General features: G+C 69.1%; 24 protein-coding genes and 1 pseudogene. 17 read left to right on the top strand and 8 right to left on the bottom strand.

Features of this window, described 5'->3' with window-relative positions; genetic code table 11:
• Nucleotides 1-314: 314 nt before the first annotated feature.
• The 4 genes from E1267_RS02300 (at nucleotide 315) to E1267_RS44020 (ending at nucleotide 4,919) form a co-directional block, all read left to right on the top strand.
• Entirely contained in the window at nucleotides 315-2,033 is a 1,719-nt protein-coding gene (locus E1267_RS02300) for an amidohydrolase (RefSeq protein ID WP_165959430.1), read from the top strand.
• 27 nt (nucleotides 2,034-2,060) lie between these two features.
• Nucleotides 2,061-3,575: an APC family permease gene (locus E1267_RS02295; RefSeq protein ID WP_132329124.1), complete on the top strand. Its 1,515-nt coding sequence runs from the start codon at nucleotides 2,061-2,063 to the stop codon at nucleotides 3,573-3,575.
• Between the two features lie 54 nt (nucleotides 3,576-3,629).
• Nucleotides 3,630-4,568: a TIGR03619 family F420-dependent LLM class oxidoreductase gene (locus tag E1267_RS02290; RefSeq protein ID WP_220449310.1), complete on the top strand. Its 939-nt coding sequence runs from the start codon at nucleotides 3,630-3,632 to the stop codon at nucleotides 4,566-4,568.
• Between the two features lie 198 nt (nucleotides 4,569-4,766).
• The gene (locus E1267_RS44020) at nucleotides 4,767-4,919 is read left to right on the top strand and encodes a hypothetical protein (RefSeq protein ID WP_165959429.1); all 153 of its coding nucleotides are present in this window, start codon (nucleotides 4,767-4,769) and stop codon (nucleotides 4,917-4,919) included.
• A 619-nt stretch (nucleotides 4,920-5,538) separates the two neighbouring features.
• On the opposite strand, the gene E1267_RS02285 is transcribed toward E1267_RS44020, so the two are convergent.
• Nucleotides 5,539-6,045, bottom strand: a complete 507-nt coding sequence (locus E1267_RS02285) for a nuclear transport factor 2 family protein (RefSeq protein ID WP_165959428.1) — start codon at nucleotides 6,043-6,045, stop codon at nucleotides 5,539-5,541.
• Nucleotides 6,046-6,121: 76 nt separating this feature from the next.
• Here E1267_RS02285 and E1267_RS02280 point away from each other — a divergent pair, with 76 nt between their 5' ends.
• On the top strand, nucleotides 6,122-6,607 hold the full coding sequence (locus tag E1267_RS02280; RefSeq protein ID WP_220449309.1) for a winged helix-turn-helix transcriptional regulator: 486 nt from the start codon (nucleotides 6,122-6,124) through the stop codon (nucleotides 6,605-6,607).
• A 268-nt stretch (nucleotides 6,608-6,875) separates the two neighbouring features.
• Here E1267_RS02280 and E1267_RS02275 read toward each other — a convergent pair whose 3' ends face one another.
• The 5 genes from E1267_RS02275 to E1267_RS02250 all read right to left on the bottom strand — a co-directional run bounded on the left by E1267_RS02275 (nucleotide 6,876) and on the right by E1267_RS02250 (nucleotide 12,056).
• Nucleotides 6,876-7,169, bottom strand: a complete 294-nt coding sequence (locus E1267_RS02275; RefSeq protein WP_132329120.1) for a hypothetical protein — start codon at nucleotides 7,167-7,169, stop codon at nucleotides 6,876-6,878.
• 644 nt (nucleotides 7,170-7,813) lie between these two features.
• On the bottom strand, nucleotides 7,814-8,443 hold the full coding sequence (locus E1267_RS02270) for a PepSY domain-containing protein (RefSeq protein ID WP_132329118.1): 630 nt from the start codon (nucleotides 8,441-8,443) through the stop codon (nucleotides 7,814-7,816).
• Between the two features lie 757 nt (nucleotides 8,444-9,200).
• Nucleotides 9,201-10,037 (bottom strand): SDR family oxidoreductase, encoded by an 837-nt coding sequence (locus tag E1267_RS02265; protein ID WP_132329116.1) that lies wholly within the window; start codon nucleotides 10,035-10,037, stop codon nucleotides 9,201-9,203.
• 100 nt (nucleotides 10,038-10,137) lie between these two features.
• Nucleotides 10,138-11,478 carry an MFS transporter gene (locus E1267_RS02260; protein ID WP_246063357.1) on the bottom strand — a complete coding sequence of 447 codons (1,341 nt, stop codon included), beginning with the start codon at nucleotides 11,476-11,478 and terminating at the stop codon, nucleotides 10,138-10,140.
• 392 nt (nucleotides 11,479-11,870) lie between these two features.
• The gene (locus E1267_RS02250; RefSeq protein WP_132329112.1) at nucleotides 11,871-12,056 is read right to left on the bottom strand and encodes a hypothetical protein; all 186 of its coding nucleotides are present in this window, start codon (nucleotides 12,054-12,056) and stop codon (nucleotides 11,871-11,873) included.
• 7 nt (nucleotides 12,057-12,063) lie between these two features.
• Between E1267_RS02250 and E1267_RS47780 the strand changes: the two genes are divergently transcribed.
• From E1267_RS47780 to E1267_RS02235, 3 genes are all read left to right on the top strand, one after another.
• On the top strand, nucleotides 12,064-12,300 hold the full coding sequence (locus E1267_RS47780) for a phosphotransferase (RefSeq protein ID WP_425465061.1): 237 nt from the start codon (nucleotides 12,064-12,066) through the stop codon (nucleotides 12,298-12,300).
• A gap of 190 nt (nucleotides 12,301-12,490) precedes the next feature.
• On the top strand, nucleotides 12,491-14,842 hold the full coding sequence (locus E1267_RS02240; RefSeq protein ID WP_246063353.1) for a beta-galactosidase: 2,352 nt from the start codon (nucleotides 12,491-12,493) through the stop codon (nucleotides 14,840-14,842).
• A complete protein-coding gene (locus tag E1267_RS02235) occupies nucleotides 14,839-15,030 on the top strand; it encodes a beta/alpha barrel domain-containing protein (RefSeq protein WP_132329110.1) in 192 nt (63 codons plus the stop codon). Before E1267_RS02240 ends, E1267_RS02235 begins: the two co-directional genes overlap by 4 nt.
• A 246-nt stretch (nucleotides 15,031-15,276) precedes the next feature.
• Here E1267_RS02235 and E1267_RS02225 read toward each other — a convergent pair whose 3' ends face one another.
• The gene (locus tag E1267_RS02225) at nucleotides 15,277-15,996 is read right to left on the bottom strand and encodes a FadR/GntR family transcriptional regulator (RefSeq protein ID WP_132329108.1); all 720 of its coding nucleotides are present in this window, start codon (nucleotides 15,994-15,996) and stop codon (nucleotides 15,277-15,279) included.
• Nucleotides 15,997-16,176: 180 nt separating this feature from the next.
• Here E1267_RS02225 and E1267_RS02220 point away from each other — a divergent pair, with 180 nt between their 5' ends.
• The 8 genes and pseudogenes from E1267_RS02220 (at nucleotide 16,177) to dgoD (ending at nucleotide 22,448) form a co-directional block, all read left to right on the top strand.
• A complete protein-coding gene (locus tag E1267_RS02220) occupies nucleotides 16,177-17,511 on the top strand; it encodes an ABC transporter substrate-binding protein (RefSeq protein WP_220449308.1) in 1,335 nt (444 codons plus the stop codon).
• A gap of 1 nt (nucleotide 17,512) precedes the next feature.
• Nucleotides 17,513-18,394, top strand: a complete 882-nt coding sequence (locus tag E1267_RS02215; protein ID WP_132329106.1) for a carbohydrate ABC transporter permease — start codon at nucleotides 17,513-17,515, stop codon at nucleotides 18,392-18,394.
• Nucleotides 18,391-19,287, top strand: coding sequence for a carbohydrate ABC transporter permease (locus E1267_RS02210; RefSeq protein WP_220449307.1), 897 nt, complete (start codon nucleotides 18,391-18,393; stop codon nucleotides 19,285-19,287). Before E1267_RS02215 ends, E1267_RS02210 begins: the two co-directional genes overlap by 4 nt.
• A 13-nt stretch (nucleotides 19,288-19,300) precedes the next feature.
• Complete coding sequence (locus tag E1267_RS02205) at nucleotides 19,301-20,539, top strand: cellulase-like family protein (protein ID WP_132329104.1); 1,239 nt, start codon at nucleotides 19,301-19,303, stop codon at nucleotides 20,537-20,539.
• A pseudogene (locus E1267_RS47100) lies at nucleotides 20,536-20,787 on the top strand (SDR family NAD(P)-dependent oxidoreductase); the annotation flags it as partial. The gene E1267_RS02205 and the pseudogene E1267_RS47100, both read left to right, overlap by 4 nt.
• Before the next feature lie 56 nt (nucleotides 20,788-20,843).
• Nucleotides 20,844-21,101: an SDR family oxidoreductase gene (locus tag E1267_RS47095; RefSeq protein WP_281283579.1), complete on the top strand. Its 258-nt coding sequence runs from the start codon at nucleotides 20,844-20,846 to the stop codon at nucleotides 21,099-21,101.
• Nucleotides 21,043-21,291: an SDR family oxidoreductase gene (locus E1267_RS47090; protein WP_220449305.1), complete on the top strand. Its 249-nt coding sequence runs from the start codon at nucleotides 21,043-21,045 to the stop codon at nucleotides 21,289-21,291. The genes E1267_RS47095 and E1267_RS47090 overlap by 59 nt, the downstream gene beginning before the upstream one ends.
• Before the next feature lie 11 nt (nucleotides 21,292-21,302).
• On the top strand, nucleotides 21,303-22,448 hold the full coding sequence (dgoD, locus tag E1267_RS02195) for a galactonate dehydratase (RefSeq protein ID WP_132329102.1): 1,146 nt from the start codon (nucleotides 21,303-21,305) through the stop codon (nucleotides 22,446-22,448).
• Between the two features lie 393 nt (nucleotides 22,449-22,841).
• Here the strand turns inward: dgoD and E1267_RS02190 are convergent, their stop codons facing one another.
• The gene (locus E1267_RS02190) at nucleotides 22,842-23,411 is read right to left on the bottom strand and encodes a TetR/AcrR family transcriptional regulator (protein ID WP_132329100.1); all 570 of its coding nucleotides are present in this window, start codon (nucleotides 23,409-23,411) and stop codon (nucleotides 22,842-22,844) included.
• A gap of 90 nt (nucleotides 23,412-23,501) precedes the next feature.
• Between E1267_RS02190 and E1267_RS02185 the strand changes: the two genes are divergently transcribed.
• On the top strand, nucleotides 23,502-24,971 hold the full coding sequence (locus E1267_RS02185) for an MFS transporter (protein ID WP_220449304.1): 1,470 nt from the start codon (nucleotides 23,502-23,504) through the stop codon (nucleotides 24,969-24,971).
• Nucleotides 24,972-25,048 lie beyond the last annotated feature (77 nt).

Here is a 25,048-nt window from a genome sequence, read left to right as displayed (position 1 = left end):
CTCCCGCACGCCGTGAGCGGGATCCGAGCTGCCCTCGCAGCGGCTCATCCTGGCAGAAACCCAGGAATTCGTTTCGGCCCAAACATCTTGACAGGTCGTTTAGGCCCGAACATTCTTTTGGGCACGCGCCGAGCGAGTCGTCTTCCGCTCCGGCCCGAGTCGAGCCCCCTTCGAAGGGACCCCCCATGAGTTCCCCTGTGAACCGTCGTAAATTCTTCAGAGACGCTGCCGCGGTGTCGGCCGGCGCGGCGTTGGCCGGAGCGCTGCCCGCCTCTCCCGCCCTCGCCCATGGACCGGGCAAGGGACCCGCGGACTTGATCATCCACAACGGACGCGTCGTGGTCATGGACCGGCGCATGCGCATCGCCCAGGCCGTGGCCATCCGCGGCGGGGTGGTGATCGGGGTCGGTAACGACAGGGACATGCTGAAGCTGTCCGGCCGGCGTACGCAGTCCGTCGACGCCGGCGGCGGCACTGTGCTCCCCGGCATCAACGACTCGCACGTCCACCTGAACGGGCTGGGCTTCGACCTCCCGCCGTTCAACATCAACGTGGACACTGCGACGCTCGAGGAGCTGGTCGGCCTGGTCGCCGCGGCCGCCGCCGGGGCGACCAGCCCCGGCTCCTGGATCCGCGGTGGCGGCTGGAACGAGAACCGGTTGCCGCGCGCGCCCCGCAGGACGGATCTCGACCCTGTCTCGGGGGACCATCCGGTCATCCTGCGCGACTTCTCCGGGCACATGCTCGCGGTGAACTCCAAGGTGCTCCACTTGGCCGGCATCGACCGGGACACCGTGCCGCCGCCCGGCGGCGTCATCGAGAAGGACGATGCGGGCGAGCCCACCGGCGTGCTGCGCGAGGGCGCGCAGGGCCTGGTCCAGGCCATCGTCCCGCCGTTCACCCCGGAGGAGACCGAGAACGCGATCAAGACCGGGATCAGGCTGCTGCACGCCCAGGGCATCACCAGCATGACCGACCCCGGAATCGGCTACTCCCAGTTGGACCTCTACCGGCGCATGTCCTTGGAGGGCGCGCTCGCCATGCGGATGACCGTGCTGATCACCGGCGGCCGGTCCCCCGAGGAGGTACGCGACACGCTGGCCGCGTTCCAGCAGCCGCGGGGGGTCGATCCACGACTGCTGCGGGTCGCCGGCTGCAAGCTCATCATCGACGGGGTGCCGACCGCGGCCCAGACCGCCTGGCTGCACGAGCCCTACGTGGACGGCCGCAACGGCGCACCGGTCATCGCCGGCGCCACGATCGAGGAGGCGGTCGCCAACATCCATGAAATGATCAAGCTTGTCCACGACTCGCGCCTGCAGGTGGGCACGCACGCCACGGGCGACGCCGGGATCGACGCCGTCGTCTCTGCCTACCTGGCCGCCATGCGCGGCAACCGGCGCTTCCACGACCCGCGTCACTACGTGATCCACGGGGACCTGACGCCGGTCGGCACGCTACGCACGATGGCCCGCAACGGCATCGGCGCCAACATGAACGCGACGATCAAGTACCTGCTGGGCCGGACGCTGGACGCCAACCTCGGCCCCGAGCGCACCGACTACCAGTGGCCTTACCGGACCGCCCTCGACCTGGGCGTGAAGGTGACCAGCGCGTCGGACGCGCCGGTGACCCCGCCGAGCTGGCGGCAGGGTGTGCAGTCGGCGGTGCTGCGCGAGGGCCGCTTCGGCGGCGTCGCCGGTGAGGCGGAGCGCATCAGCGTCGAGGAGGCGCTGGTCAGCTACACCAGGACCTCCGCCTGGCAGGACCGCGCCGAGCGCTGGAAGGGCACGCTCGCGGTCGGCATGGCCGGCGACGTGTGCGTCTTGGCCGGCGACGTCCTGGACGGCGACCCGCACACGATCGTCGACATGCCCATCGCGGCCACCGTCCTGGACGGCACCGTGGTCTACGACGGGACCAGCTCCGACGCCGCCGTGGTCGAGGCCATGACGCCCGCGGCGATCGAGCGGCGTAACGCCTACGGCGCCGCCTGCATGCAGGCCGGTCTCTGCTGCTGCCAACGTCACTGACGCACCGTCCCGCAGAGAGGGTCTGGTATGGAGAACAAGGAACCGGTGGCCGATGAGGGTCACCTGGCACGGAACCGGCTCGGGATCGCGGGCGTCGTCTTCTTCGTCGTAGCCGCGGCCGCGCCCCTGGTCGGCATGACGGGGGCGGTCCCGATGGCGATCGTCCTGGGCAGCGGCGCCGGAGCACCCGGTGCCTACCTGGTGGTCGGGCTCATCCTGCTGGTCTTCAGCGTCGGCTACTCCGCCATGAGCCACCGGGTCACGAACACCGGCGCCTTCTTCGCGTACGTCGGACGCGGTCTCGGGGTCGCGCCGGGCGTGGGATCGGCCTATGTGTCGCTGCTCGCCTACCTCACGATCCAGCTGGCCGTCTTCGGTTTCTTCGGTGCCGTCATGACCGGCCAGATGAACGCCACACTGGGCATCGACCTGGCTTGGTGGGTGTGGGCGCTGATCGCCTGGGCGGCGGTGACCGGCCTGTCGGCGCTGAGCGTGGACGTCGGCGCCAAGGTCCTCGGCGTGCTCATGGTGCTCGAGGTCCTGTCACTCGCCCTGGTGGCGGCGGCGGTGCTGCTCAGCGGCGGAGGCCCGGACGGCCTGTCGCCCGGCTCGTCGTTCTCGCCGTCGAGCATCTTCGCCGGCGGGTTCGCCGGCTCGGCCGGCATCGCGCTCACCTTCGCCTTCGCCTCGTACATCGGCTTCGAGGCGACCGCCATCTACGGCGAGGAGACCAGGGACCCTAAGCGGGCGGTCCCGCTCGCCACGTACTTCTCGGTCGCCCTGATCGCGCTGCTGTTCGCCTTCACCTCGTGGGCGGTGGTCAGTGGCCTCGGCTCCGCCGGGGTCGTCGATCGGGTCGTGGAGATCTCGACGGTGGACGGCACGCCGCTGGCCGACCCCGCCGCAGTTCTGTTCGCGGTCGCCGAGGAGTACGTCGGCGGCTGGCTGGCGACGCTAATGAGCTGGCTGGTCCTCTCCAGCCTCTTCGCCGGCATCCTCGCCTTCCAGAACAGCGCTGCCCGCTACGTCTTCTCGATGGCGCGGGCCGGGGTGCTGCCCGGCGCGCTCGGCCGGGTGAACGGGCGCGGCGCCCCGGCGCTGGGCACGGCCGCCATCTCCGTGATCTCACTGGTCGTCATTGTGCTGTTCCTCGTCGCCGGCCTGGACCCCGTCGTGCATCTGTTCACCTGGTTCAGCGCCCTCGCGGTGCTGGCGATCGTGCTGGTCGAGATCCTGGTCTCGATCGCTGTGATCGCCTACTTCCGCCGGGAGGGCGGCGGAAGCGGGTGGAGCACGCTGGTCGCTCCCATCGCCGCCATCGCCGGCCTCGTGTTCGGGATGTACCTGCTGGTGTCACGCTTCGGCCTGCTGGCCGGCACCGCCACGGAGGGCGTCGATCCCACCACCCAGTCGTGGGGCCTGTCCGGGCTCGGCTGGTTCCTGGTCGCCCTGCCCTTCTTCGTCCTCGCCGCGGGAACGGCGGTGGGCGCCGTACGGCGCGACAGAGAGAACAGCCAGGCCATATCCGACCTGGTGCGGTGAAACCCGAAGGGGGCGGCTCGCAGGAACCGCCCCCTGTCATGAAAGGACATCCAGATGGCTGGTCCCCGCATGCAACTTGTCCTTTCCGAGAACTGGACGATGACCGGCGGCAAGGTCGACCTACCCCTGGTGATCCGCTGGGCGCGCGAGGCGGAGGACGCCGGATTCGACTCGGTGATGATCAGTGAGCACATCGTGCTGGGCCCGGATGCCTGCGCCAACGGCGTCATGGGCAATCCCCGGGACTACGCGCTGCCCGGCAACCAGGACCCGTGCATGCCCTGGCCGAACTCCCTGCTCATGCTCGCCTCGATCGCCTCCGTCACCGAGCGGGTGGGGCTGGCCGCGTCCGCGGTGATCGCTCCGCTCCGCCATCCGCTCCTGCTCGCCCGCGAGCTGGGCACCCTGGACCTCCTGTCGGAAGGCCGGCTGACCGTGCTGCCGAACGTCAGCTGGAGCCGGGACGAGTACACCGCGCTGGGTGTGCCGTTCTCCCGGCGCGGACGCATGCTCGACGAGCACCTGGAGGTCTGGCGTCGCCTGTGGGACCCGTCGCCCGCCTCCTACAAGGGCGAGTTCTTCTCTTTCGAAGACGTCTACTTCGAACCCAAGGCATACCGGCCGGAAGGTCCCCGGCTGTGCTTCGGCGGAGCCGGCATGCACGACGGGATGGTGCGCCGCATCGTGCGGCACGGCCATGCCTTCAACCCCCTCGGCCGCCCGACCCCGGACGAGATGCGCCGCCTCGCCGAGGCCATGACCGCCGCCGGACGCGATCTTGCCGAGCTCGAGATGGTCGGCGGCATCCGGGCGGTCTTCCCCGACGACCGGTCCTGCGGCGACTTGGCCCAGGCCCTCGAATCCATCCCCGAGCAGATGTCCCTGGGCTTCACCACCTTCTGCATCAAGCCCTCCCAGTTCACCGACGACCCCAACGGGGTGACTGCCTTCTGCCGCGAGGTGATGCGCCGCATCGAATCGACAATGCGATGATGAAATGGTTCTGGCGAACGATATAACTCGAACCGTGAGTGTCCTGAGAGATCTTGATGGATGAGTCGGCATGAGCCGACTCATCCTCTTGTTGCGGAGTGGCCGGGGCGCAGGTCCAGATGCCACTGGTGTGCGCGAGCGCAAGGTTGATGGGTCGCGTCCTCGGAGCGGTGTAGAGAGCTCGACGAGGTAGGGGCCGTGGCCGAGGAGATGATCGCGCTGGCGCGTCAGTGCCACGACGATGCTCTGGCCGACGGCGTGGCCGCCTACCGCGACACCGTGGCGCCGGCGGCTCGCCAGGCCGCCGGTCTGCACGCCGACCTGGCCATCGCGGCCACCAGGGTGCGGTGAACGAGGCCCTCGCCGAACCCGGCGGGGGCCTTTCCCGTGCCCGAAGGAACACGAGCTGCAGACGCTGGAGGCGCCGATGACCACCTCGAACAGCACCAGCCCGGTCGAGACCGTCGACCTGCACGAGCACCTGGCCGCCCTGTGCCAGGCCCTGGCCCGCGGCGAGCGCCCGCGGCCGGCGCCCTGCTGGGCCTGCCGCCCCTGGAGGACGATGTGCGGGTGGACATCGCCGGCGCCGCAGCCGTGGCCGGCGCCGCGCCCAAGACCATCACCGGATGGCTGGCCCGAGCGCCAGCTCGCAGGCCGCGTGAAACTGCGGGCTGTCGGCGGCCTGGCCGGGGGCAGGACAAGGACAGTGGACCCTGCCGGTCGGCCTGCCTTGAGAGCGGCTCGGTTGGGCCGCCTTCAGCCGCACCTTGCTGGCCGGGGTGGAGTCCACGCTGACCACTCTTCAAGGTCCGCCTGCCCGCGGGCGGCGGCCTCGGTGATCACGTGCCGCATCAGGTACTGGAAGACCCTGTCGTCGGGCAGGATCGGAACCTGTCGTAGACGCGAATCACCGCCCGTGCTCGGCGGGCAGATCACGCAAATGAGCAGTGCGCTCTGGAGTGGACCGTCGTCAGCCGGAGGGCTTGTCCAGTAGGGGGACCAGCGTGCGGTCGCCAACGCGGGTCATCAGGATGAGCGGCTTGACCGCTGCCCCGACCAGCGCCGAGAGCACCGGCTTGCCGGCGGCCTGGGCCAGTCCCGGGCCCAGTGCCGCCATCACGGCCGTCAGTGCGGGCAGCGGCCGTATCCACATCGTGATCTCGGCTATGAGGGCCTCGTCGTTCAGGCGCAGCAGTGTGCTCTCCTCCAGTTCCTGGCCGTTCAGATGGGCGGAGGAGGCGAGCATGCGGGTCCGCTCGTCGCCGACGTCGGTGTGGTAGCGCAGGCCGCCCAGAACGTTCAGGGCGACGCCGAACAGCTCGCGCATCTGCCGGTGTCCGGCGAACCGTGCGCGGGCGCTGAGGGGAGAGTGAAAGACCACGTCGGGAGCGAGGGTGGCGATCAGCGCGTCGAGGTCCTTGGCCTCGCCCGCCTCGCGGTAACGCAGGCTGGTCGACTCGGCTCGGGCAACGGGCATGACAACCTCCACAGTGAGTACGGATTCTGAACTTAAGAGGGTAGATTCAGAAAAGCAACTGACTAGGCTGAGGGTTATGAACCGTTTCGCCGAGATGCACTGCTCCATCGCCCAGGCAGCCGGTGTGGTCGCTGAGCCGTGGTCGCCGCTGATTCTGCGCGACCTCTATCTTGGGCTGCGCAGGTTCGACGACCTCGCCAGGGACCTCGGCATCTCGCGCAACCTGCTCGCCCAGCGGTTGGGGCGCCTGACTGCGGCGGGTGTGGTGGAGAAGGTCGTCTACCAGGAGCGACCCGTGCGCCACGAGTACCACCTGACCGAGGCCGGTCGCGACATCGTGCCCGCGCTGATGACCCTGATGGCATGGGGGGACCGATGGGCCACCCCGCCGGGCGGACCGCCCGCGCTGCTGGTGCACTCGTGCGGGCGGCCGTTCAGCCCGGTGGTCACCTGCCCACACTGCGGCGGCTCGGTGGACGCCGACTCGGTGAGTGTGCTGCCCGGACCGGGAGCCGCGCCCGGACCGGGCACCTGGGTCCTGGCGGGGGCCCAAGAGGTCTAGCTCTACGACGGTTGCCAATCCGCGTCCCAGAGTGTGACGTCCGACTCGGTCACTGGTAGCAACGCCCGCACCGATCACCTTCGCCATGTCATCGCTCCCATCAACTCGTCCTGTCAGCCCCTTGAGTCTTTCCAGGAGCGAGATGTGACATCTCACCCCGTGGATTTGTCCGGGATGGAGGCGAGCTTGCCGGGGTTGCTGACGACATAGATGTCGCGTACCTGCTCGCCGTCCTCGGCAAGGGTCACCTCGGGTGCGAGCATCTCCATCAGGATCGGCGGAGTTCCAGCGCCAGGTGGCGATGATCAAGCTGGTCATGAACTGGGATCAGGACGCGTGGGCATGGCGGAATCGGCTCAGCAGCTCGCGCGCCGAGCACGCCACCGAGGTGATCAACACCCTGTTCGGGGCCGCCCGCGTGTACGGCACCACCGTCACGGTGCAGGTAGTACCCGCAGAGCGGCCGGACGGGGCCGCCGTATCCGGCGAGGAACCGATCGATCGTTCGACGCTGACCACGCTGGAGGACCCGCATGATGTTCCGGCGCAAGAAGAAGGTCATCGATGGCGTGGTCGTCGGCAAGTGGGAACGGCGCATCCTTACCCCCCTGATCCTTTGCTCCGCCTGAGGGACTCTCGTGGGGGCAACTCCCTGGAGGCATGGACAGCGTCGCCATGCTGGAGACGGCGGGCTGGAAGGAGACCGAGGGCCCGAGGGGCTGTCGACGGCACTGCGTGCGCCCCTTGCACCGTGCCCGTTTATGGCGGTTTGACGCCCAGTTATGCATTCCGCCTGCATGATCATGCAGGCGGTTTCGGTGCACCGTCCGCAACGCCCAGGACCGTCCTGGACGACGCCGGTGCGCGCGGGCGGGCCCCCGCCGCCCCCCGCGTGAGGACGCGGCCTGCGGTTCAAGGCGGCGTCGATCAGTGGAGGCTGCCCGGAACCGGCGACCCGCCCCACCACCCCGCGCCACGCGGCGTCGCGCCCCACGCTGACGATCCTTTTCTTCCGGGGAGTCCGGGGTTGGGGAACCTGCGGACAACCCTGGCGGTACCCGCGAGCAACTTAGCTGGACGCTTCGGCGGTCGTTCTTTGCGCGCAGTCCACCCCGCGAGCCCAGTTGCGGCCAACTGCACGTGACGCTGGGAGGCACAATCGTCCGCACCTGGAACTCGCCTGAGGCGGCACGTCGGCGGGCGACGTCAAGACACGACCCGTCCGTCGGCCGCGACGAGCACGTCGACCTCGGAGCCGTCGTCCCGGGTCACCTCGATCTCCCAGGCGGCACCGCGGTCGTCCTCCGGACCGGACCACGTCACGCGCCCCTCACCGACCCAGGCCAGCGCGATCTCCTCGGCCTCCGACTGAGTGACGCGGGACGGGTCCGCCGGCGTGGGCAGAATCTCCGCCTCGGGGGTGGCCCGCGGGCTGACCAGGCGTTCGACCTGCTTGACGACCCGTCCGTCGGCCGCGACGAGCACGTCGACCTCGGAGCCGTCGTCCCGGGTCACCTCGATCTCCCAGGCGGCACCGCGGTCGTCCTCCGGACCGGACCACGTCACGCGCCCCTCACCGACCGCGTCCAGCGCGGTCCGCTCGGCATCCTGGAGCGTCACCGTCGCACCGGGCGCCTCCTCCCCAGGAGAGCTCTCGGCGGTCGCAGTAGGCGACGTCGTCTCCGCCTGCGCCGTCTCTGCGGGCGTCGGCGAGTCGTCCGGCGCGGCCGCTCTGTCGCCGGTGCAGGCGGACAGCGTCAGGGCGGTGGGCAGGAACAGCGCCGCGGCCGCGGCCCTGCGGCCACCGGGGCGGGCGAGGCTGCGAGGAACGGCCATAACGATTACCTCTTCCGACCGCGCTCCTCCTGGATCGGCCGAAGGCATCGCCGCGCGGTCCTGGCGGCACCAACCTGCCGGACATCCCCAGGTTATACCGGTCAAGGCGCGGACTCGCGGGGACCCCACCCGGCGACCACCTCCAAGGTCCCGCCCTGGAGCGGCCAGCCTTCGCCAAGGTCGCAGCCGCCGCACACCCGGCGACACCCTGACGGTCTCGGAGCTGTTCCGGCAGTGCCGCGACCTGATCGACATCCACGCCGTACACGACTGGTGCCAAGCCCGATGCTCCGCCGTCCGGTGTGACGCGGTCGAGCGCGACCATGCCTGCCGTCGCAGTCGCTTGCCTTCGCTCATGGACGCATGGTCCTTCCGGCCCGAGGAGTCGGAGACGTGTTTGCGGGCGTGGCCGTGGCTCTATGCGGGCATGCGAAGCTCGCGGCGTACGCGGTGGCGGAACTGGCGCACGCTGGTCTCTGTGTCCCAGGCCACCGGTGCTGGGCGTGGTGAGGGCTGCGGCGGCGAAGGCCAGGCGGCCGAACGCGCGGCGGTTCCACCATCACCGTGCCGGAGGTCCGGCCCTGCGGTCACGTTCGTCGCTGCCGGGCCTCGGCCGTCAACTATGCCTGTCGTGAAAGCCGGGTACACGCGAGAGGCGTTAGCCCAAGTCAACGCTTCTCGCGTGTACCCGCCGGCTGGAGTGGCGGTACCCGCGGCCGCATGATCGGCTCGCAGGGAGCGGGCGTGCTGCTGGAGGTTACTCGACGAAGTCGCTGGCGTGGTCCCGGGCCCAGGTGGCGAACGTGCGCGCAGGGTGGCCGGTGACTTGTTCGACGGTATCGGTGAGAGGCACCGGGCGGCCGTCATAGGCGTGCCAGCAGTCGAGCAGGGCGTCCGCGTAGGGCCCAGGAATGTAATGGGCCATTTCCTGCTTCCATGCCTCGCGGGTGACGTGGTTGACGATGATCGACCGGCCGATGGTCTCGGAGAGTTGGTCGATCTGTTCGCTGAAGGTAAGGGTTTGCGGGCCGGTCAGGTGGAGGTGCCGCCCTTGGTGGCGTGGGTCGGTGAGCACCGTGAAGGCCGCCTCGGCGATGTCCCGTTCGTCGATGGGGTCAGTGTAGGAGCCCGGGTAGGGCAGGCTCACCGGGCGGCCGGCCTTGATCGGCCAGGCCCAGGCTCCCGCGTTGGCGGCGAAGGAGCCGGGGCGCAGGAACGTGGTGGTGAGCGGCGAGCTCAGCAGGGCGGTCTCGACGTCGAGATGAGATTTGGCCAGCGGGTCGTCGGCCGCGTTGGGTTCCAGGACGCCGGCGGAAGACAGCAGGACCACGTGCTCGACGCCCGCTGTAGCGGCGGCGTCGATGAACTCGGCGATGTGCGACGCCTCGGCGTACAAGAAGACCTCGCTGACCCCGCAGAGAGCGGCCGGGAAGGTGACCGGGTTCCTGAGGTTGCAGGTGACGGCTGCGGCGCCCTCGGGGACGTGGAGTTCGCCGGGGTTGCTGGAGGCGACGCGCACGGGGTGACCGGCCCGCTGCAGCAGGGTGAGCAGCTGGGTGGCGACCGCGCCGCGGCCTCCGGTGACAAGAATCATGGAAAACTCCTTGGGATGGTATGGATGGGGTTCGGATCGGCCGAGGGAGGCATGGGGAGGACCCCCGGTCCGGCGTTGGCCTTTCAGCGCCGTGTGAGGCTCAGTGGAGGTGGGCACCGCGGCGGGGAAGAAGCGGGATGCTCATCGCACAGGCCACGGTGATAGCCAAGGTGAGCAGTAGGCACGGCAGAACGCCGCTGGACGGACCGCTCGGCGTGGCGGTGGCGAGGTAGACGGTCGACACGACGGCGGAGCCGGCTGCGTTGACGATCTGCTGCACCGCGTTGAGGACTCCGCTGGCGCTGCCGGCCTGGGCGGGATTCACATCGCCAAGGGCGACCGCGAACACCGCACCAAAGCAACAGCCCATACCGAGCCCGGCCACGAACAGGGGAACGGAGATCAGCGGCACCGGGTGGCGCTCTACGCCAATCACGATGGTCATGCCAATGATGCCCAAGGCGAACAGCAGCACGCCGATCGAAATCACACCGCGACCGTGGGAGACGACGCGGCTTCTGGCCGTGAAGGAGGCGGCGATGATCCCGACGGATACCGGTGCGGTGACCAGGGCGGCGTGGAACGGGCTCAGGCTCAGACGTTGCTGCAGGTAGAGCGTCGTCACGTACATGGTGCCCGTGACGGTGCTGAAGAACAGCGCGCCGAAGACCAGACCGGCCACGAAGCCGCGGTTGGTGAACAGTGATCGTTCCAGCAGGGGGCGCCTGGTGCGCGCCTGCTGCCATCCGAACGCGGCCAGCACGACGGTGCCGGCCGTAGTCGCGGTGACGGCGCGGTCCGTCCACTCGCTTGCGCCGCCATCGATCAGTCCGGCGAGCAGCAGTCCGAGGCCCGCCATCAGGGTCAAGGCCGCACCAGGACGGATACGGATCGAGGCGTCGCTGTCGAAGGGCGGGATCGCCTTCCGACCCACCACGAGTATCAGGACGCCGAGCAGAACGTCGAGGAGGAAGACCGATCGCCAGGACAGGCCGAACGGATCGGCCTCGATCAGCAGTCCGGCGACCACGGGCCCGCTGATCGAAGACACCGCGATCAAGGGGCCGAACAGGCCGAACACCGTGCCCATCGACTCACGGGGGATCACCCGCATCAGCAGAATGAATCCCTGAGGGATCAGCAGGCCGCCGAACACGCCCTGGCCGGTACGGGAAGCCACGAGGACGAACGACGTGGTGGCCACGGCGGCCGTGAGTGAGCACAGGGTGAATCCGGCCAACCCGATGAGGAACAGCCGTCGGCAACCGAACCGGTCTCCCAGTCGGCCGCCGACAATCATCAGGGAGCCCATCGCGAGCGTGTAGCTCGCGCCGAGCCAGGGAACCAGGGACGATGAGGCGCCGAGTTCCCTCACGATGGTGGGGGCCGCCACATTCGTCACCGTGGTGCTGAGCAAGTCGAGCACATCGGCGGCGACCACGAGCAAGAAGACTGCCCATGCACGCGGGGAAAAGATTTTGGACACGGCGAAGCACGCTCTCCGCTGAGAGACCAGACAGCCTTACTGAGGCTGTCGTGCTGGCCGGATGTCCCGACACGCTCACCAAGAAGCGCTGCACCTTACGATCAAGAACGTACCACAATCCCCCAAAGCGCCGACCGGCCTGTATGCGGCGCGACACGCAGGAGTTCCTGCGGTCGCTTGGCTCGGACGACGCCGCGCCCACGAAGCTCCCAATGGGCGCCCACGCTGCTCTTGAAGCCCTGATCGGCCAGGGCGGTGCGAGTACAGCAGCGCGTTAACGATCTCGCGCATCTGGTATTTGCCCTGGTGGCCGCTGACCGAAGGGTGGGCGGCCTTCCACGCTGTGATCATCGGACGAGGGACTCGTCCTGGGACAGGTCCACTTGGACCGCGAGCGCTCCAGCCCCCAGCTCGCCCGCCAGCTCCTCGACGCCGGACGTGTCGATGTCCAGGAGGGCGATCCGCGAGTCCTCGCCGAGCTCGTGACCCAGATCGAGGTCTCCCAGGCGGTCGAACCTGACATACGAGGTCACCGACGACGTGTCGTGGTGGATCGTGCGGTGCCCTCCGCTGGGACACGTGCAGCACACCGCGCACGACATGCGCCGCGAGTACACGGTGATGACCGCGCTCGCCGCCACCGGCGTCCCGGTCCCCGAGACCTACGCCCTCTGCTCCGACCCGGCGGTCCTAGAACGGGACCTCATGAAGATCGTCAGCATGGAGCCGGCGTGGTCGAGGCGCGGATGGTGGGCCGCACCGGGGACCGCAACGTGACGTTCGTGCGGTTGCTGACTTCATCGGGCCTGCGTCAGGCAGCGCCGCACACCTGACCAGTACCACGGGCCCGGCCGTTCCACTCTGCGGACCACCCCGGCACCGGCCACCAGCCACACGACTAGTAGTATTTTTTTTCATAGTCATAGTACTGTGCACCCACTGTGTGGCCTGAAGGAAAGGTGCAGCTGTGCGACGACTCGCCATCCCGAGCCAGATTCCCCTGCCTGTGGAGGGCCATCTGCGGCTGGGTGATCTGCCCCACGTGCCCGACGCGATCACCGTGAACTCCCGGTACTTGAGCCGGAGGGGAGAACCGTGGTTTCCGATCATGGGCGAGTTCCACTACGGCCGCTACCCGGCGGCCGAGTGGCGGGAAGAGCTGCTGAAGGTGCGAGCGGGTGGGGTGACCGTCGTCGCCACCTACGTCTTCTGGAACCTGCACGAGGAGCGGCGCGGCGTTTTCGACTGGAGCGGCGACCGCGACCTGCGCCGTTTCGTGACCACCTGTGCCGAACTGGGGCTCGATGTGGTGGTGCGGATCGGGCCGTGGGGGCACGGGGAGTCGCGCAACGGCGGTTTCCCGGACTGGGTGCTGGAGGCTGGCTGCGTGCCGCGGACCGACGATCCCCGCTACATTGAGCTGGTCCGGCCGCTGTTCGAGCAGATCGGCAGCCAGCTCGCCGGCCTGACCCGCAAACATGGCGGTCCCGTGGTGGCGGTGCAGGTGGAGAACGAACTGTACGACCAGCCGGACCATCTCGTCACGCTGAAGCGCATCGCCCAGGCCGCGGGCATCGACGCGCCGCTGTGGACGGCCACCGGGTGGGGGCGCGCGCAGTTGCCTCCGGACGAGGTGATCCCGTTGTTCGGCGGGTACCCGGAGGCCGCGTGGGACACCGCCCATGACGGATGGCCGCAGCAGAGCCGCGCCCACTACTTCTTCGGCCCTGGCCGGGACGACGACTCCATCGGCGCGGACCTGCGCACCACCGAGGTGACCGGCTCGGACGAGCGTCACCTGGCCCGCTATCCGTTCGCCACCTGCGAGCTGGGCAGCGGAATGTACACCTCCTACCACCGCCGGCCGATCATCGAGGCCCCCGACATCGTCGCGCTGGGGCTGGTGAAGCTGGGCAGCGGGTCGGTATGGCAGGGCTACTACATGTACCACGGGGCGTCCCAGAAGATCGGCGCGCTGTCCACGCTTCAGGAGTCGCACGCCACCGGCTACCCCAACGACTGCCCGGTGATCAACTACGACTTCCAGGCACCAATCGGCGAGTACGGTCAGTTCCGCGACTCCTTCCACCATCTGCGGCTGCAGCATCTGTGGTTGGCCTGCGACGGACCGGACCTGGCCACCATGGCGCTGGTGATGCCGCCGGACGCCCCCGACGACACCTCCGACCGCAAGACGCTGCGCTGGTGCGTACGCTCCGACGGCCGTTCGGGATTCTTGTTCGTGAACAACCACCAACCGGTCGAGACACTCCCCGCCCACGAGGAGGTGCAGTTCACGGTTGAGCTGGACGGTCGCGAACTCGTCGTACCGCGTCAGCCGGTGACGGTGCCATCTGGGGCGTATTTCGTCTGGCCGCTCGCTCGCCCGGTCGGCGGCAGCATGCTGCTGAGCGCTACCGCACAGCCCATGGGGGTGCTGGACGCCGGCGAGCCGGTACACGTCTTCTGCCAGAGCGCCGACATCCCGGTGGAGCTCGTCTTCGATGCCGCCACCGTCACCGACGTCGAGGGGCCCGCGACGGTGGAGCACGATGGCGACCGTCTCCTGATCACTGATCTCGCGCCGGGCCCCGGATGCCTGATGCGGATGCGCGACGCATCCGGCGCCCGTGCGGCAGTCCTGGTACTGGACGCCGCCCGCGCCCTGACCGCAGCCATGGGACAGCTTTGGGGGGCTCACCGGCTGGTGCTGAGCGAGCGGCCTGTAGTGATCGAGGAAAGCCGCCTGGTGGTCTACGGCCAGGGCTCCTCGGACGTACGGGTCTTCCCCGCTCCTGCCTCCGCGACCCGGACCGATGGCGTGTTCGGCCTGCTGCCGGCGCCTGCCTCTGCCGGTCGGGTGCTCGATGCGAAGGTGGAGGAGGTCAAGCAGGCTGGTCCGGTACGGCGACCGGTGATCGATCCTGCGTCCGGACGTGCCTCCGCGCCCACCGACGCGGACTTCGATCAGGCCGCCGTGTACCGCATCACCATTCCTCGAGAGGTTTTCACGGATGAGGAGGAGGTGCTGCTGCGGTTGGACTGGATCGGCGATGTGGGCCGCGCCTACATCGGCGGCCGCCTGGTGGCCGACCAGTTCTGGTACGGCCCGGCCTGGGAGATCGGGCTGCGCCGCTTCCGCGAGGAGTTCCTGGAGCACGGAATCGAGTTGAGGCTGCTGCCGCTGAGCGAGGACGCCCCCGTCTTCATCTCCCCCCTGGTACGGCCCACCGCCTGTCCCGGCGGCTCCGTCCTGGAACTGCGCTCGGTCACCCTCACCCCGGTGCCCCGCACTGTGCTCATCGAGGAGGAGCGATGACGACACTGGACGAGGCGCCGGCCGCTCTACCCGTCATCGCCATCGTCAGAGCTGATGACTCCCGCCACCTCAACTCCGCGCTGGAGACCCTCGCCGACACCGGCGTCCGCGCGATGGAGATCACCATGGCGACGCCCGGCGCGGCCGAGGCCATCCGGTGGGCGGCCGGGGGTGGGATCAGGGAGTAGCGGTCGGGGCAGGCACCGTGCTCGACGCGGCCTCGCCGCGCCAGGCCGTGGACGCCAGCGCCGCCGCTGGCGTACGCCGGCGCGGAGGCGACCGTTGCGAGCGCGCCGTGACGTGCGGTGCGTTCGCTGTGGCGACGTGGGGCGACTGGGAGGGGCTGCCGCGACGGCGCGAGCTGGACCCTGCTGGCGGCCGGTGACGGTGTGGCCCGCTGACGGCCTGCCTTGGGTGTCCGGCCTTGCCGCCGTTCAGCGTCCGGCCTGCTCTCCGTGCACCTTCTTGGCCAGGTCGACGTCCGCGATGGAGCGCTCGATGAGCGCTCGCATCGCGGTCTCGGCCGCCTTCGGCCGCTGCTTGCGCACGGCGAGTAGCACCTCGGCGTGCTTGTCGGTGGATTCGCTGGTGAGTGTCGCGTGCACGAACTGGTCACGCAACCGCAGCCCCGCCTCGATCGCGGTGGACATCTGCGCCATCAGTTCGTTGTGTGCGGCACGCAGCAGGGCGTGATGGAAGGCCAGGTCGGCCTCTACGTGATCGACGGCCGGTCTGCCCACCGCCGTCCGCATGGCGGCCAGGGCGTCTTCCAGATCGGCCAGGTCGCGATCGGTGCGGCGCAGCGCCGCCATGCGCGCCACAGCCGGCTCGACGGTCAGCCGTACCTCGCCCAGCTCGTCCAGGAACGTCTCGTCCACTCGATCGGCGAAGCGCCAGCGCAGCACGTCGGCATCCAGGAGCGCCCAGTGCTCACGCGGCGCCACGAAGGTACCTCGCCTGGGCCGGGCTCCGACGAGGCCCTTGGCGGCCAGCACGCGCAGTGCCTCACGCACGGCGGTCCTGCTCACAGAGAAACGCTCCTGCAGCGCCGCCACGTCAAGATCATCGTCAGGTGGGATGTCGCCATTGACGATGGCCGCGCCCAGGCTGCTGACAACCCGGTCGTGCGCACCGGCTCTTCCGATCTCCGTCATGGCGGAATCATGCCACGCCCGCACTCTCGGCCACCGCCCCCATAGATCGCCTTCGTAACACCTAAGCATACTAGTGTAAAAAGTAATCGTATTTATTGTTGACTTTAATGAGGTGCGGGGGCATCCTGCTCGTCAAGTCCCGTATCGGGGCACATCGAACCCCCAACGAAGGAGTCGACGATGAGCGACGTGACGCGGCGGACCTTCCTGCGTCGAACCGGTCTGATCGGCGGTGGTCTGCTTGCCGCGCCGGTGCTCAGCGCCTGCGGCGGCGGCGCTGACCGCGGCCCGGCGGTCACGTCGGGCGCCGTGACGATCAACTTCTGGACGCACGACCCTGGCTATGTGAAGACCTTCACGGAGTCGGCCAAGCGGCTCAGTGATGCGCCGAACGGCGCCTTCGACTACACCGTGAAAGCCACCCAGGCCGACAGCGAGGCCCTGGTAACCAAGATGGTCTCACAGGGTGCGGCCGGCACGGGGACCCCCGACATGATCGGGATCGTGATCAGTGTCTTTCCTCGGGTCATGACCGGCGGTATCGGCAAGCAGCTCCTGCTCGACCTGGACAGCCTCGTCGCCCCGGTCAAGGACGACCTGCTGCGCACCTCCCCGTACAGCATCGACGGCAAGCTGTACGCCCTGGAGTCCGACACCTGTCTCAGCGTCATGTACTACCGCGAGGACGAATTCAAGAAGAACGACATTCCGGAAGACGTCGGCACCTGGGAGGAGCTGGCGGAGATCGGCGCCCGCCTGCATAAGAAGACCGGCCAGTCGCTCGGCACGGTCGCCACGGGCGACAACACCTCCATCACGAACGCGTTCCTGCAGTTACTGCTGCAGCGTGGCGGCGGCTACTTCGACCAGAGCGGCAACCTCATCCTGCACTCCCCCGAGGCCGTCGAGGTGCTCGACTTCATGGCCAAGGGCGTGGCCAGCGGCTTCCTGCTGGCCCTGCCCGACCCGTACGGCGCGCCGAACACCGCCGCGCTCAAGAACAACAAGCTCATCGCCGCCGTGATGCCGAACTGGTACAACGTCTACGGCCTGCAGACCAACGTACCCGAGCAGAAGGGCAAGTGGCGGATCCGCACACTGCCGCGCTTCGCGGGCGGCGGCCACATCGCCTCCAACCTCGGCGGCACCGGCTTCGCCGTGCTCAAGGACAAGCCCAACACCGCGGCCGCCACCGAGCTCCTCAAGCAGACGTACCTGACCAAGGAAGGGCAGCTGCTGCGCTTTCAGCAGGGCGGCTTCCTGCCCACCCTCAAGTCGCTGTACCAGGACAAGGATTTCCTCGACGTCGAGGACGAGTATCTGGGCGGGCAGCGCCTGTTCGACGTCTACACCCCCGCCTCGGAAGACAGCCCGGTCTTCTACCAGCATTCCCAGCTCAACGTGCTGATCGAAGCGCTGGGCGGCCCCATGCTGGAGGCGCTGCAGGGCAAGAAGAAGCCCGCTGAGGCGATCAAGGAGGCGACAGCCGCCTACAACAGCAAGAAGGGCAACTGACGTGCCGTCCGTTGCGAGGCGGCGGACCCTGGCGCCTTACGCCTTCATCTCCCCGTTCTACCTGCTGTACGCGCTGTTCTTGATCACCCCCATCGGCATCGGCGGCTACCTGAGCCTGACCGACTGGGCCGGACTCGGCACTCCGCTGTGGGTCGGGCTGGACAACTACACCCGGCTGTTCGGCGATGCCAGCTTCCTGTCCGCGGTCGTCAACACCGTGCTGTACGTGCTGTTCTCGGTGTGCGTGGTGGTGCCGGCTGCACTGCTGATCGCCCAAGGGCTCAACGCGCGAGGCTTGCGCGGCCGCGACTTCTTCCGGCTGACGTTCTTCATCCCCGTCGTGCTGTCACCGATCATCATCGCGCTGGTCTTCACGCTGTTCTACGACCGCGAATACGGCCTGTTCAACGCCGCGCTCCGGGGCTTCTTCGGCTGGGGCGGCATCGACTGGCTCGGGGAGCCCTCCTGGGCCAAGGTCAGCGTGATGCTGCTGGTGCTGTGGCGCTGGACCGGCTACCTGACGATCTTCTTCCTGGCCGGACTGAAGAACATCCCGCGCGAGTTGTACGAGGCCGCCGCGATCGACGGCGCGGGCCGGGTCCGCAGCTTCCGCAACGTCACCCTCCCCATGCTCAAGCCCGTCACCGCGTTCGTCGCGGTCACCGTCATGGTCGGCACCGCGCAGATCCTGGAGGAGCCCATGCTGCTGACCAAGGGCGGGCCGGGCGAGGCAACGCTGTCGGTGGCGATGTTCATCTACCGCGAGGCGTTCACCCGCCAGCAGCTCGGCTACGCGGCCGCGGCCGGCGTCGTGATGTTCGTCATCGTCTTCTTCATCGGGCGCGCCGCCAACGCGGCCTTCGGAGTGGGGAGGGAGAAGTGAGCGCCCTCCAGACCAAGCGCGCCCCGGCTGAGCCGGGCGCCCGCCGGAGCGCCGCGCCCCGCTCCAAGAGCCCGGCCGACCGCCGGCCCCGGCTGGTGTATGTGCTGCTGATCGCCCTCGTGGTGATGTTCGTGCTGCCGCTGCTGTGGGCGCTCAGCTCGTCGTTCAAGCATCGCGGCGACATCTTCACCTACCCGCCGCAGCCGCTGCCGTCGCCGTTCACGCTGGAGAACTACACCCGCCTGCTGGAGACGCAGCCGTTCTGGGGCTGGTTCGCGACCAGCACCATCGTGGCCGTGGTGTCCACCGCGGTGTCGGTGTTCGTGTGCGCGTTGGCGGGGTTCGCCTTCGCCAAATACCGCTTCCGCGGCAAGCGGCTGCTGTTCGACGTGATGTTCAGCTCCATGGCCGTGCCGTTCGCGGTGATCGTCGTGCCGCTGTTCGTCATGCTCATCAAGGCCGGCGTCACCAACGTCTACTTCAGCCTGATCGTGCCGTGGGTGGCCCCCGCGTTCGGGATCTTCATGATGCGCCAGTATGCCGAGCAGGCCGTGCCTGACTCGGTGCTGGAGGCCGCCCGCATCGACGGCGCCTCGGAGTTCGGGTTGTTCACCCGCGTGGTGCTGCCGCTGCTGCGTCCCGCGTTGGGCGCGCTGGCCGTATGGAGCTTCCTCAACAGCTACAACAGCTTCTTCTGGCCGCTCATCGTGGTCTCCGACCCGGCCCAGTACACGCTGCCGTTGGGCATCCAGTCGCTGTACGCCGCCGAGGCCCATCAGGTCGACCTGGTGCTGGCCGGCAGCGTGCTGGCCGCCATACCCAGCCTGATCATGTTCATCCTGCTGCGCAAACAGCTGCTCGACGGCCTGACCGCGGGCGCCGTCAAATCCTGAGGGAGCCGACCTCTTGACCACATTGACCATCACACTCTGGGACTTCACCTGGTACACCAGGACCGGCCCCGAAGAGCCGTTCGATGACCTGGATCGTGCCTTCACCGAGGCGGTGGCGCGCGGGTACAACACCGTGCGCATCTGCGCCATGCCGTACCTGCTGTTCGGATCCGGGCTGGACACCTCCGCGCTGACTTTCGCCCCCTTCGGCCGCGGTTACGGCCTCGGCACCCGCTGGTACGACGTCCGCGAAAGCACGACTCTGGACGGCCGCGCACATCTGCTGGCGCTGTTCCAGGCCGCCCGGCGGCACGGCTGCCGGGTGATCGTCTCCTCATGGGAGTATCAGCAGAGCTCCAGCTTCCTGACCGACCCCGCCTGGTATGAGGCGTTGCGCGCGGTGCCGGCTGAGCGGCGCGCGAACGCGCTGGCCGAGGCCCTCGCCGACCTGGTGGACTTCGTGGCCGGGCACGGTCTGGCCGAACAGATCGCGTTCGTCGAGCTGCACAACGAGATCCAGTTCACCTGGCTCACCGAAGCGCTCGCGCCCGGTGAGTCCCCGGTGCTCGGCCTGCGGCCGTACCTGGAGAAGGCCGTCGACGCGTTCAAGGCCCGGCATCCGGACACTCCCGCGACGGTGAACTACGCCCGCGTGCCGCACGCCGAGATGCGCGGCATCCCGGCCAACATCGACGTCGCCGTCTTCCACCCCTACGTCTACGGGGTCCTGGACGAACTGATCGACGCCTTCGCGCTGCGCGACACCACCGTGCCGTTCCCGCAGGAGCGCGCCCGGCGGGAACTGCTGCGCCCGGACGCCCCCGACCTGCAGGACTGGCATCCTGAGCAGCAGTGGCGCAGCGCGGCCACAGTGGTGCCGGGCCGCGAGGTGTACCTCCACGACTGGTGCGATCCGGCCCGGTTCGACCGCTGGCTGTACGACCGGCACGCGGTGTACGGCTATGGCATGGCCGAGACGCTGCGCATCTGGATCGAGGTGGCCGCCGACTGGTCCGCCGCCCGGGATCTGCCCCTGGTGTTCGGCGAGGGCTGGATCGGCTACACCCCGCTGCACGGCACCTTCGAGGAGGGGCCCGTAGGAGCCGGAATGTGCCTGGACGCGGTTCAGCATGCCCGGCGGGTCGGCGCGCGGGGCACCGTGGTCTGCTCGAACGCGGCCCCGCACCATCCGATGTGGGCTGATGTGGACCTGCAGGTCACCGCCAACGCACTGTTCGCGGGGCAGCGATGAACGGCCGCTTCGAGGCCAGGACGGCCCTGGTCACCGGCGCCGCCTCGGGCATCGGCGCGGCCACCGCCCGCCGTCCGGCCGCCGAGGGGGCACGGGTGCTGCTGGCCGACATCGCCGACGAGCGGGGCCGCGATGTGGCCGCCGCGATCGGCGAGCGGGCCGCGTTCGTGCACCTGGACGTCTCCTCCGCCCGTGACTGGGCCGCCGTCCTGGAGGAGTTGCGTGATCGGGTCGGTCGGCTGGACGTGCTGCACGCCAACGGCCCGGCCCCGGCCGGGTGGTGCCTGCCCGGCCGGTGCACCGGATGCCCGAGACCGACTGGGACCTGCAGATCGACGTCTCGCTCAGGGCTGCCCACCTGGCGGCGCGCACGTTCTGCCCGCTGCTGGCCGAAAGCTCCGAGGCGCTGGTCATCACCTCCTCCGTGCACGCGCAGACCGGCATCCCCGGTTGCGCGCCGTACGCCGCCGCCAAGGGCGGTCTGCAGTCGCTGACCCGGCAGCTTGCCGTCGAGTACGCCCTCAGGTGCGCGTCAACGCGATCGTCCCCGGCCCGATCATGAGCCCCGCCGGGACGGCATCGACGAGCAGGGCCGGGCCGCCAGCATCGCCGAAACCCCGGCGGGCCGCTTCGGCACCCCCGACGAGGTGGCCGCAGCCGTCGCCTTCCTCGCCGCTCCGGTGGCCTCCTTCATCACCGGCGCCTGCCCCAACGTCGACGGCGGCTGGAGCATCTCCACCACTTCCTCCTAGAACGGAGCCCCATGAAGATCGTCTCCATGGACACCTTCCTCGTCCCACCCCGTTGGCTGTTCCTGCGCATCCGCACCGACGAGGGCATCACCGGCTGGGGCGAGCCGGTCGTCGAAGGCCGGGCCGAAACCGTCCGGGCCGCCGTCGCCGAACTGGCCGACTACCTGATCGGCGAGGACCCGCTGCGCATCGAGGACCACTGGCAGGTCCTCACCAAGGGCGGCTTCTACCGGGGCGGTCCGGTGCTGTCCAGCGCGGTCGCCGGGATCGACCAGGCGCTGTGGGACATCGCCGGCAAGGCCGCCGGGCTGCCCGTGCACCAGTTGCTGGGCGGCCCGGTACGCGAGAAAGTCCGCATGTACGCCTGGATCGGCGGCGACCGGCCCGCCGAGGTGGCCGAGCTTGCCGTGGCTCAGATCGAGGCAGGTTTCACCGCCGTCAAGATGAACGGCTCCGCCGAGCTGACCGCCATCGACACCCCGGCCCGCACCATGGAGGTCGTCCAGCGCGTCGCCGCCGTGCGCGAGGCCATCGGCGAGCACCACGACCTGGTGGTGGACCTGCACGGCCGGGCCTCCACCGCCATGGCCCGGCGGCTGCTGCCGATGCTGGAGCCGTACCTGCCGCTGTTCGTGGAGGAGGCGGTGCTGCCCGAGCACTCACGTAACCTGGCCGCGCTCGCCACGAGCACGTCCATCCCGCTCGCGACCGGTGAGCGGTTGTTCTCGCGGTGGGACTTTCGCGATGTCATCGGGCACGGCATCGCGGTGGCCCAACCTGACGTGAGCCACGCCGGCGGAATTTCGGAGGTCCGCCGGATCGCTGCGATGGCCGAGACCTACGACGTGACCATGGCCCCGCACTGCCCGCTCGGCCCCATCTCACTGGCCTCCAGCCTGCAACTGGCCTTCACCATCCCCAACTTCCTCATCCAGGAGCAGAGCGTCGGCATCCACTACAACCAGGGCAACGACGTTCTGGACTATCTCCTCGATCCCGCCCCGCTGACCTTCCCCGGCGGGTACGCCACCCGCTCCACCCGCCCTGGGCTCGGCATCGAGATCGACGAAGCCGAGGTGGAGCGGATGGCGCGGCAGGGGCACCGCTGGCGTAGCCCGCTGTGGCGGCACGCTGACGGCTCCTTCGCCGAGTGGTGACGGGTTACCAGGTCCGGAAGCCCGTCAGGCTGGTGAGAGCCCGATGGGGGCTTCCGTAGTCGAAGAACGTGGTGTCCTCGACGGCGACGTCCCCGCCGACGGCTGTCAATCCCCTGAAAGCGTGGAGCCGGTTCTATGCCACAGCGGTCCTCAGCAGGGCCGAGGAGGCGTGGTGCTGGTGGTGTCGAAGAGCAACAGGGCGGCCTCAAGGTTGAGCAGGTTTGCGACCTCGTCGAAAGAGCTTGGAGGACGGGGCCAGTGCCCGGTTGGCGACCAGGCCGAACAGCACCCGCTTGGGACGGCCGCCCAGAAACCGACCCCAGCTACAAATGGGACGTAGCTCGCCGACGGCGGTCGATAGGCAGCGACTGTTCCGCAGCGCGACGGGCTGGATCAGGCGAGCAACCGATCGACCAGCCCGTCGAGGTAGTCAGGGGTGAGCGGGCCCGCGCCGAACAGGACGCGCATGTAGATCGGCGCCAGGAGATGGTCCAGCACCTCCAGTACGTCAGGCGGGTCCTCGCCGCGGTCGCGGGCGCGGTCGAGCACGGCCTGCAACTGCCTGGTGCGGTCGGCCAGGAGCTCATCGCGTGCCTGAAGGCCCTGCTGACCCTCGCCTGACAGCGCGAGGGTCAGCCGCACCAGCGCCAGACCGTCGGGGCCGGTGACCTCGCGGGCCACGCTGGCGGCGTGCGTCCGCAGGTCGCCGGCCAGGCTGCCGGTGTCAGGCATCGGCGACTGCGCGTTGAGCCGGGTCAGCAGCACATCGCCGAGCAGGGCCTGGAGGTTGCCCCACCGGCGGTAGAGGCTGGTGTCGGCCACGCCCGCGCGGGCCGCGATGTCGCCGACTGTGAAGTTTCCGTAGCCGCGCTCCCTGACCAGCTCGGTAACGGCCTGGTGCACTGACGCGCGGACCCGAGCGCTGCGCCCGCCGGGCCGCCTGGCCCGCCCCTGCTCATCCATACCCACCACCTTAACGCAGTGGAGACTTGCGTTAGAGCCTTCAAGGCTCTACGTTAACGCAGTCATGAACTGCTTTTAGAAGGGATGTACGTGAAAGCATTGCTCGCCCTGACCTGCGCAGGTCAGTTCATGGTGCTGCTCGACAACACGATCGTCGGCGCCGCCCTGCCCGACATGCAGCAGCGGCTCCACACCGGGCTGACCGGCCTGCAGTGGATCGTCGACGCCTACGTGCTGCTGGTGGCCATGCTGCTGCTGTCGGGCGGCGTCTTCGCCGACCGGTTCGGCCGCAGGCGGGTGTTCCTGGCCGGGGTGGTGGTGCTCACGGCCGCGTCGGTGGTGTGTGCGCTCGCACCCTCGATCGGCTGGCTGATCGCCGGGCGGGTGCTGCAGGGCGTCGGGGCCGCGGCGCTGAGCCCCGCCTCACTGGCGCTGCTCACCGCCGCGTATCCCGTCCCGGGAGAGCGCGTCAGGGCGATCGGGTTGTGGGCCGGATTCAGCGGCCTCGGCCTGGCCGCCGGACCACTGGTGGGCGGGATGCTGGTGGAGTCCTTCGGCTGGCCCGCCATCTTCCTGGTCAACGTGCCCATCGGGGCGGTCCTGCTGCTGGCCGGGCTGCGCGTGCTGAAGGAGTCCCGCAACCCGGGCGCGCCGCCGATCGACGTCCCCGGCACGGTCCTGTCCGCCGCGGGCGTGGGCGCTGTGACCTACGGCCTGATCGAGGGCGGTTCCCGAGGCTGGACCTCGCCGCTGATCCTGGGCAGCTTCACCGCCGGACTGGTGCTCCTGGCCGCGTTTGTCGTGGTCGAGGCTCGTGTGCCGACGCCGATGCTGCCGCTCCGGCTGTTCCGTCAGCGGCTGTTCACGGTGTCCAACACGGCGATGGTCGTGGTCGGGTTCGCGCTGATGGGGTCGTCGTTCTTCTTCTCCCAGTTCTTCGTCTACGTCCAGGACACTTCGATCCTGGTCGCCGGACTGCGGACCCTGCCCGTCTCGCTGGCCATGGTGATCGTCAGCCCGTACGCGGGCCGGCTCGCGGCCAGGTACGGCTTCCGCGTCGTCGTCAGCATCGGCCTGGCCCTGGCCGGGTTGGGGCTGCTGGCGCTGGGCTTCGTCCACGCCGATACCGGCTACGGGAACGTGTGGTGGCGGTTGGCGGTCGCCGGCATCGGGTTCGCCCTCACCATGTCGCCGCTGACCGGGGCCGCCATCCAGGCCGTCAGCCCGCAGGAGGGCGGCCTCGCCTCGGGCGTCAGCAGCACCACCCGGCAGATCGGCGCGGTGCTCGGCGTGGCGGTGCTCGGGGCGATCGTCCACATGCAGGAGTCCGGCGGCGCCTCCTTCGAATCCGGCCTCAACAACGCCTTTCTCGCGGCGGGTGCCGTGACGCTGGCCTGCTCCATGTTCACCGGCCTGTGGCTGACCGCGGCCCGGACGCCGAGGGGTGCCCGGGCCGAACAGTCAGGAGGCCAAGCAGTCAGTGAGCGGCCGCTGACGGCTCCTCCCAGTCGGCTCACGTCTCCCTCACTGTCGGACTGCTGTGATACATGGGACAGATGAGTCCGTTTGATGTGAAGCAGGTCGAGACAGGACGATCGAGACAGTGACGATGACCCTCGCCGATCAGAGCGCCTTGA

This window comes from Nonomuraea longispora (assembly GCF_004348345.1).
In the GTDB taxonomy this organism is placed as follows: domain Bacteria; phylum Actinomycetota; class Actinomycetes; order Streptosporangiales; family Streptosporangiaceae; genus Nonomuraea; species Nonomuraea longispora.
Note: the sequence above shows the minus strand (reverse complement) of the source record. Positions and strands in the feature narration are given on the sequence as shown.

Bases quoted from the DNA above. Each gene is read 5' to 3' on its own strand.
- E1267_RS02295 (WP_132329124.1), top strand. From the start codon at position 2,061: ATGGAGAACAAGGAACCGGTGGCCGATGAGGGTCACCTGGCACGGAAC.
- E1267_RS02290 (WP_220449310.1), top strand. From the start codon at position 3,630: ATGGCTGGTCCCCGCATGCAACTTGTCCTTTCCGAGAACTGGACGATG.
- E1267_RS02285 (WP_165959428.1), bottom strand. From the start codon at position 6,045: ATGCCCGTTGCCCGAGCCGAGTCGACCAGCCTGCGTTACCGCGAGGCG.
- E1267_RS02280 (WP_220449309.1), top strand. From the start codon at position 6,122: ATGAACCGTTTCGCCGAGATGCACTGCTCCATCGCCCAGGCAGCCGGT.
- E1267_RS02275 (WP_132329120.1), bottom strand. From the start codon at position 7,169: ATGACCTTCTTCTTGCGCCGGAACATCATGCGGGTCCTCCAGCGTGGT.
- E1267_RS02270 (WP_132329118.1), bottom strand. From the start codon at position 8,443: ATGGCCGTTCCTCGCAGCCTCGCCCGCCCCGGTGGCCGCAGGGCCGCG.
- E1267_RS02265 (WP_132329116.1), bottom strand. From the start codon at position 10,037: ATGATTCTTGTCACCGGAGGCCGCGGCGCGGTCGCCACCCAGCTGCTC.
- E1267_RS02235 (WP_132329110.1), top strand. From the start codon at position 14,839: ATGACGACACTGGACGAGGCGCCGGCCGCTCTACCCGTCATCGCCATC.
- E1267_RS02225 (WP_132329108.1), bottom strand. From the start codon at position 15,996: ATGACGGAGATCGGAAGAGCCGGTGCGCACGACCGGGTTGTCAGCAGC.
- E1267_RS02220 (WP_220449308.1), top strand. From the start codon at position 16,177: ATGAGCGACGTGACGCGGCGGACCTTCCTGCGTCGAACCGGTCTGATC.
- E1267_RS47095 (WP_281283579.1), top strand. From the start codon at position 20,844: ATGCCCGAGACCGACTGGGACCTGCAGATCGACGTCTCGCTCAGGGCT.
- dgoD (WP_132329102.1), top strand. From the start codon at position 21,303: ATGAAGATCGTCTCCATGGACACCTTCCTCGTCCCACCCCGTTGGCTG.
- E1267_RS02190 (WP_132329100.1), bottom strand. From the start codon at position 23,411: ATGGATGAGCAGGGGCGGGCCAGGCGGCCCGGCGGGCGCAGCGCTCGG.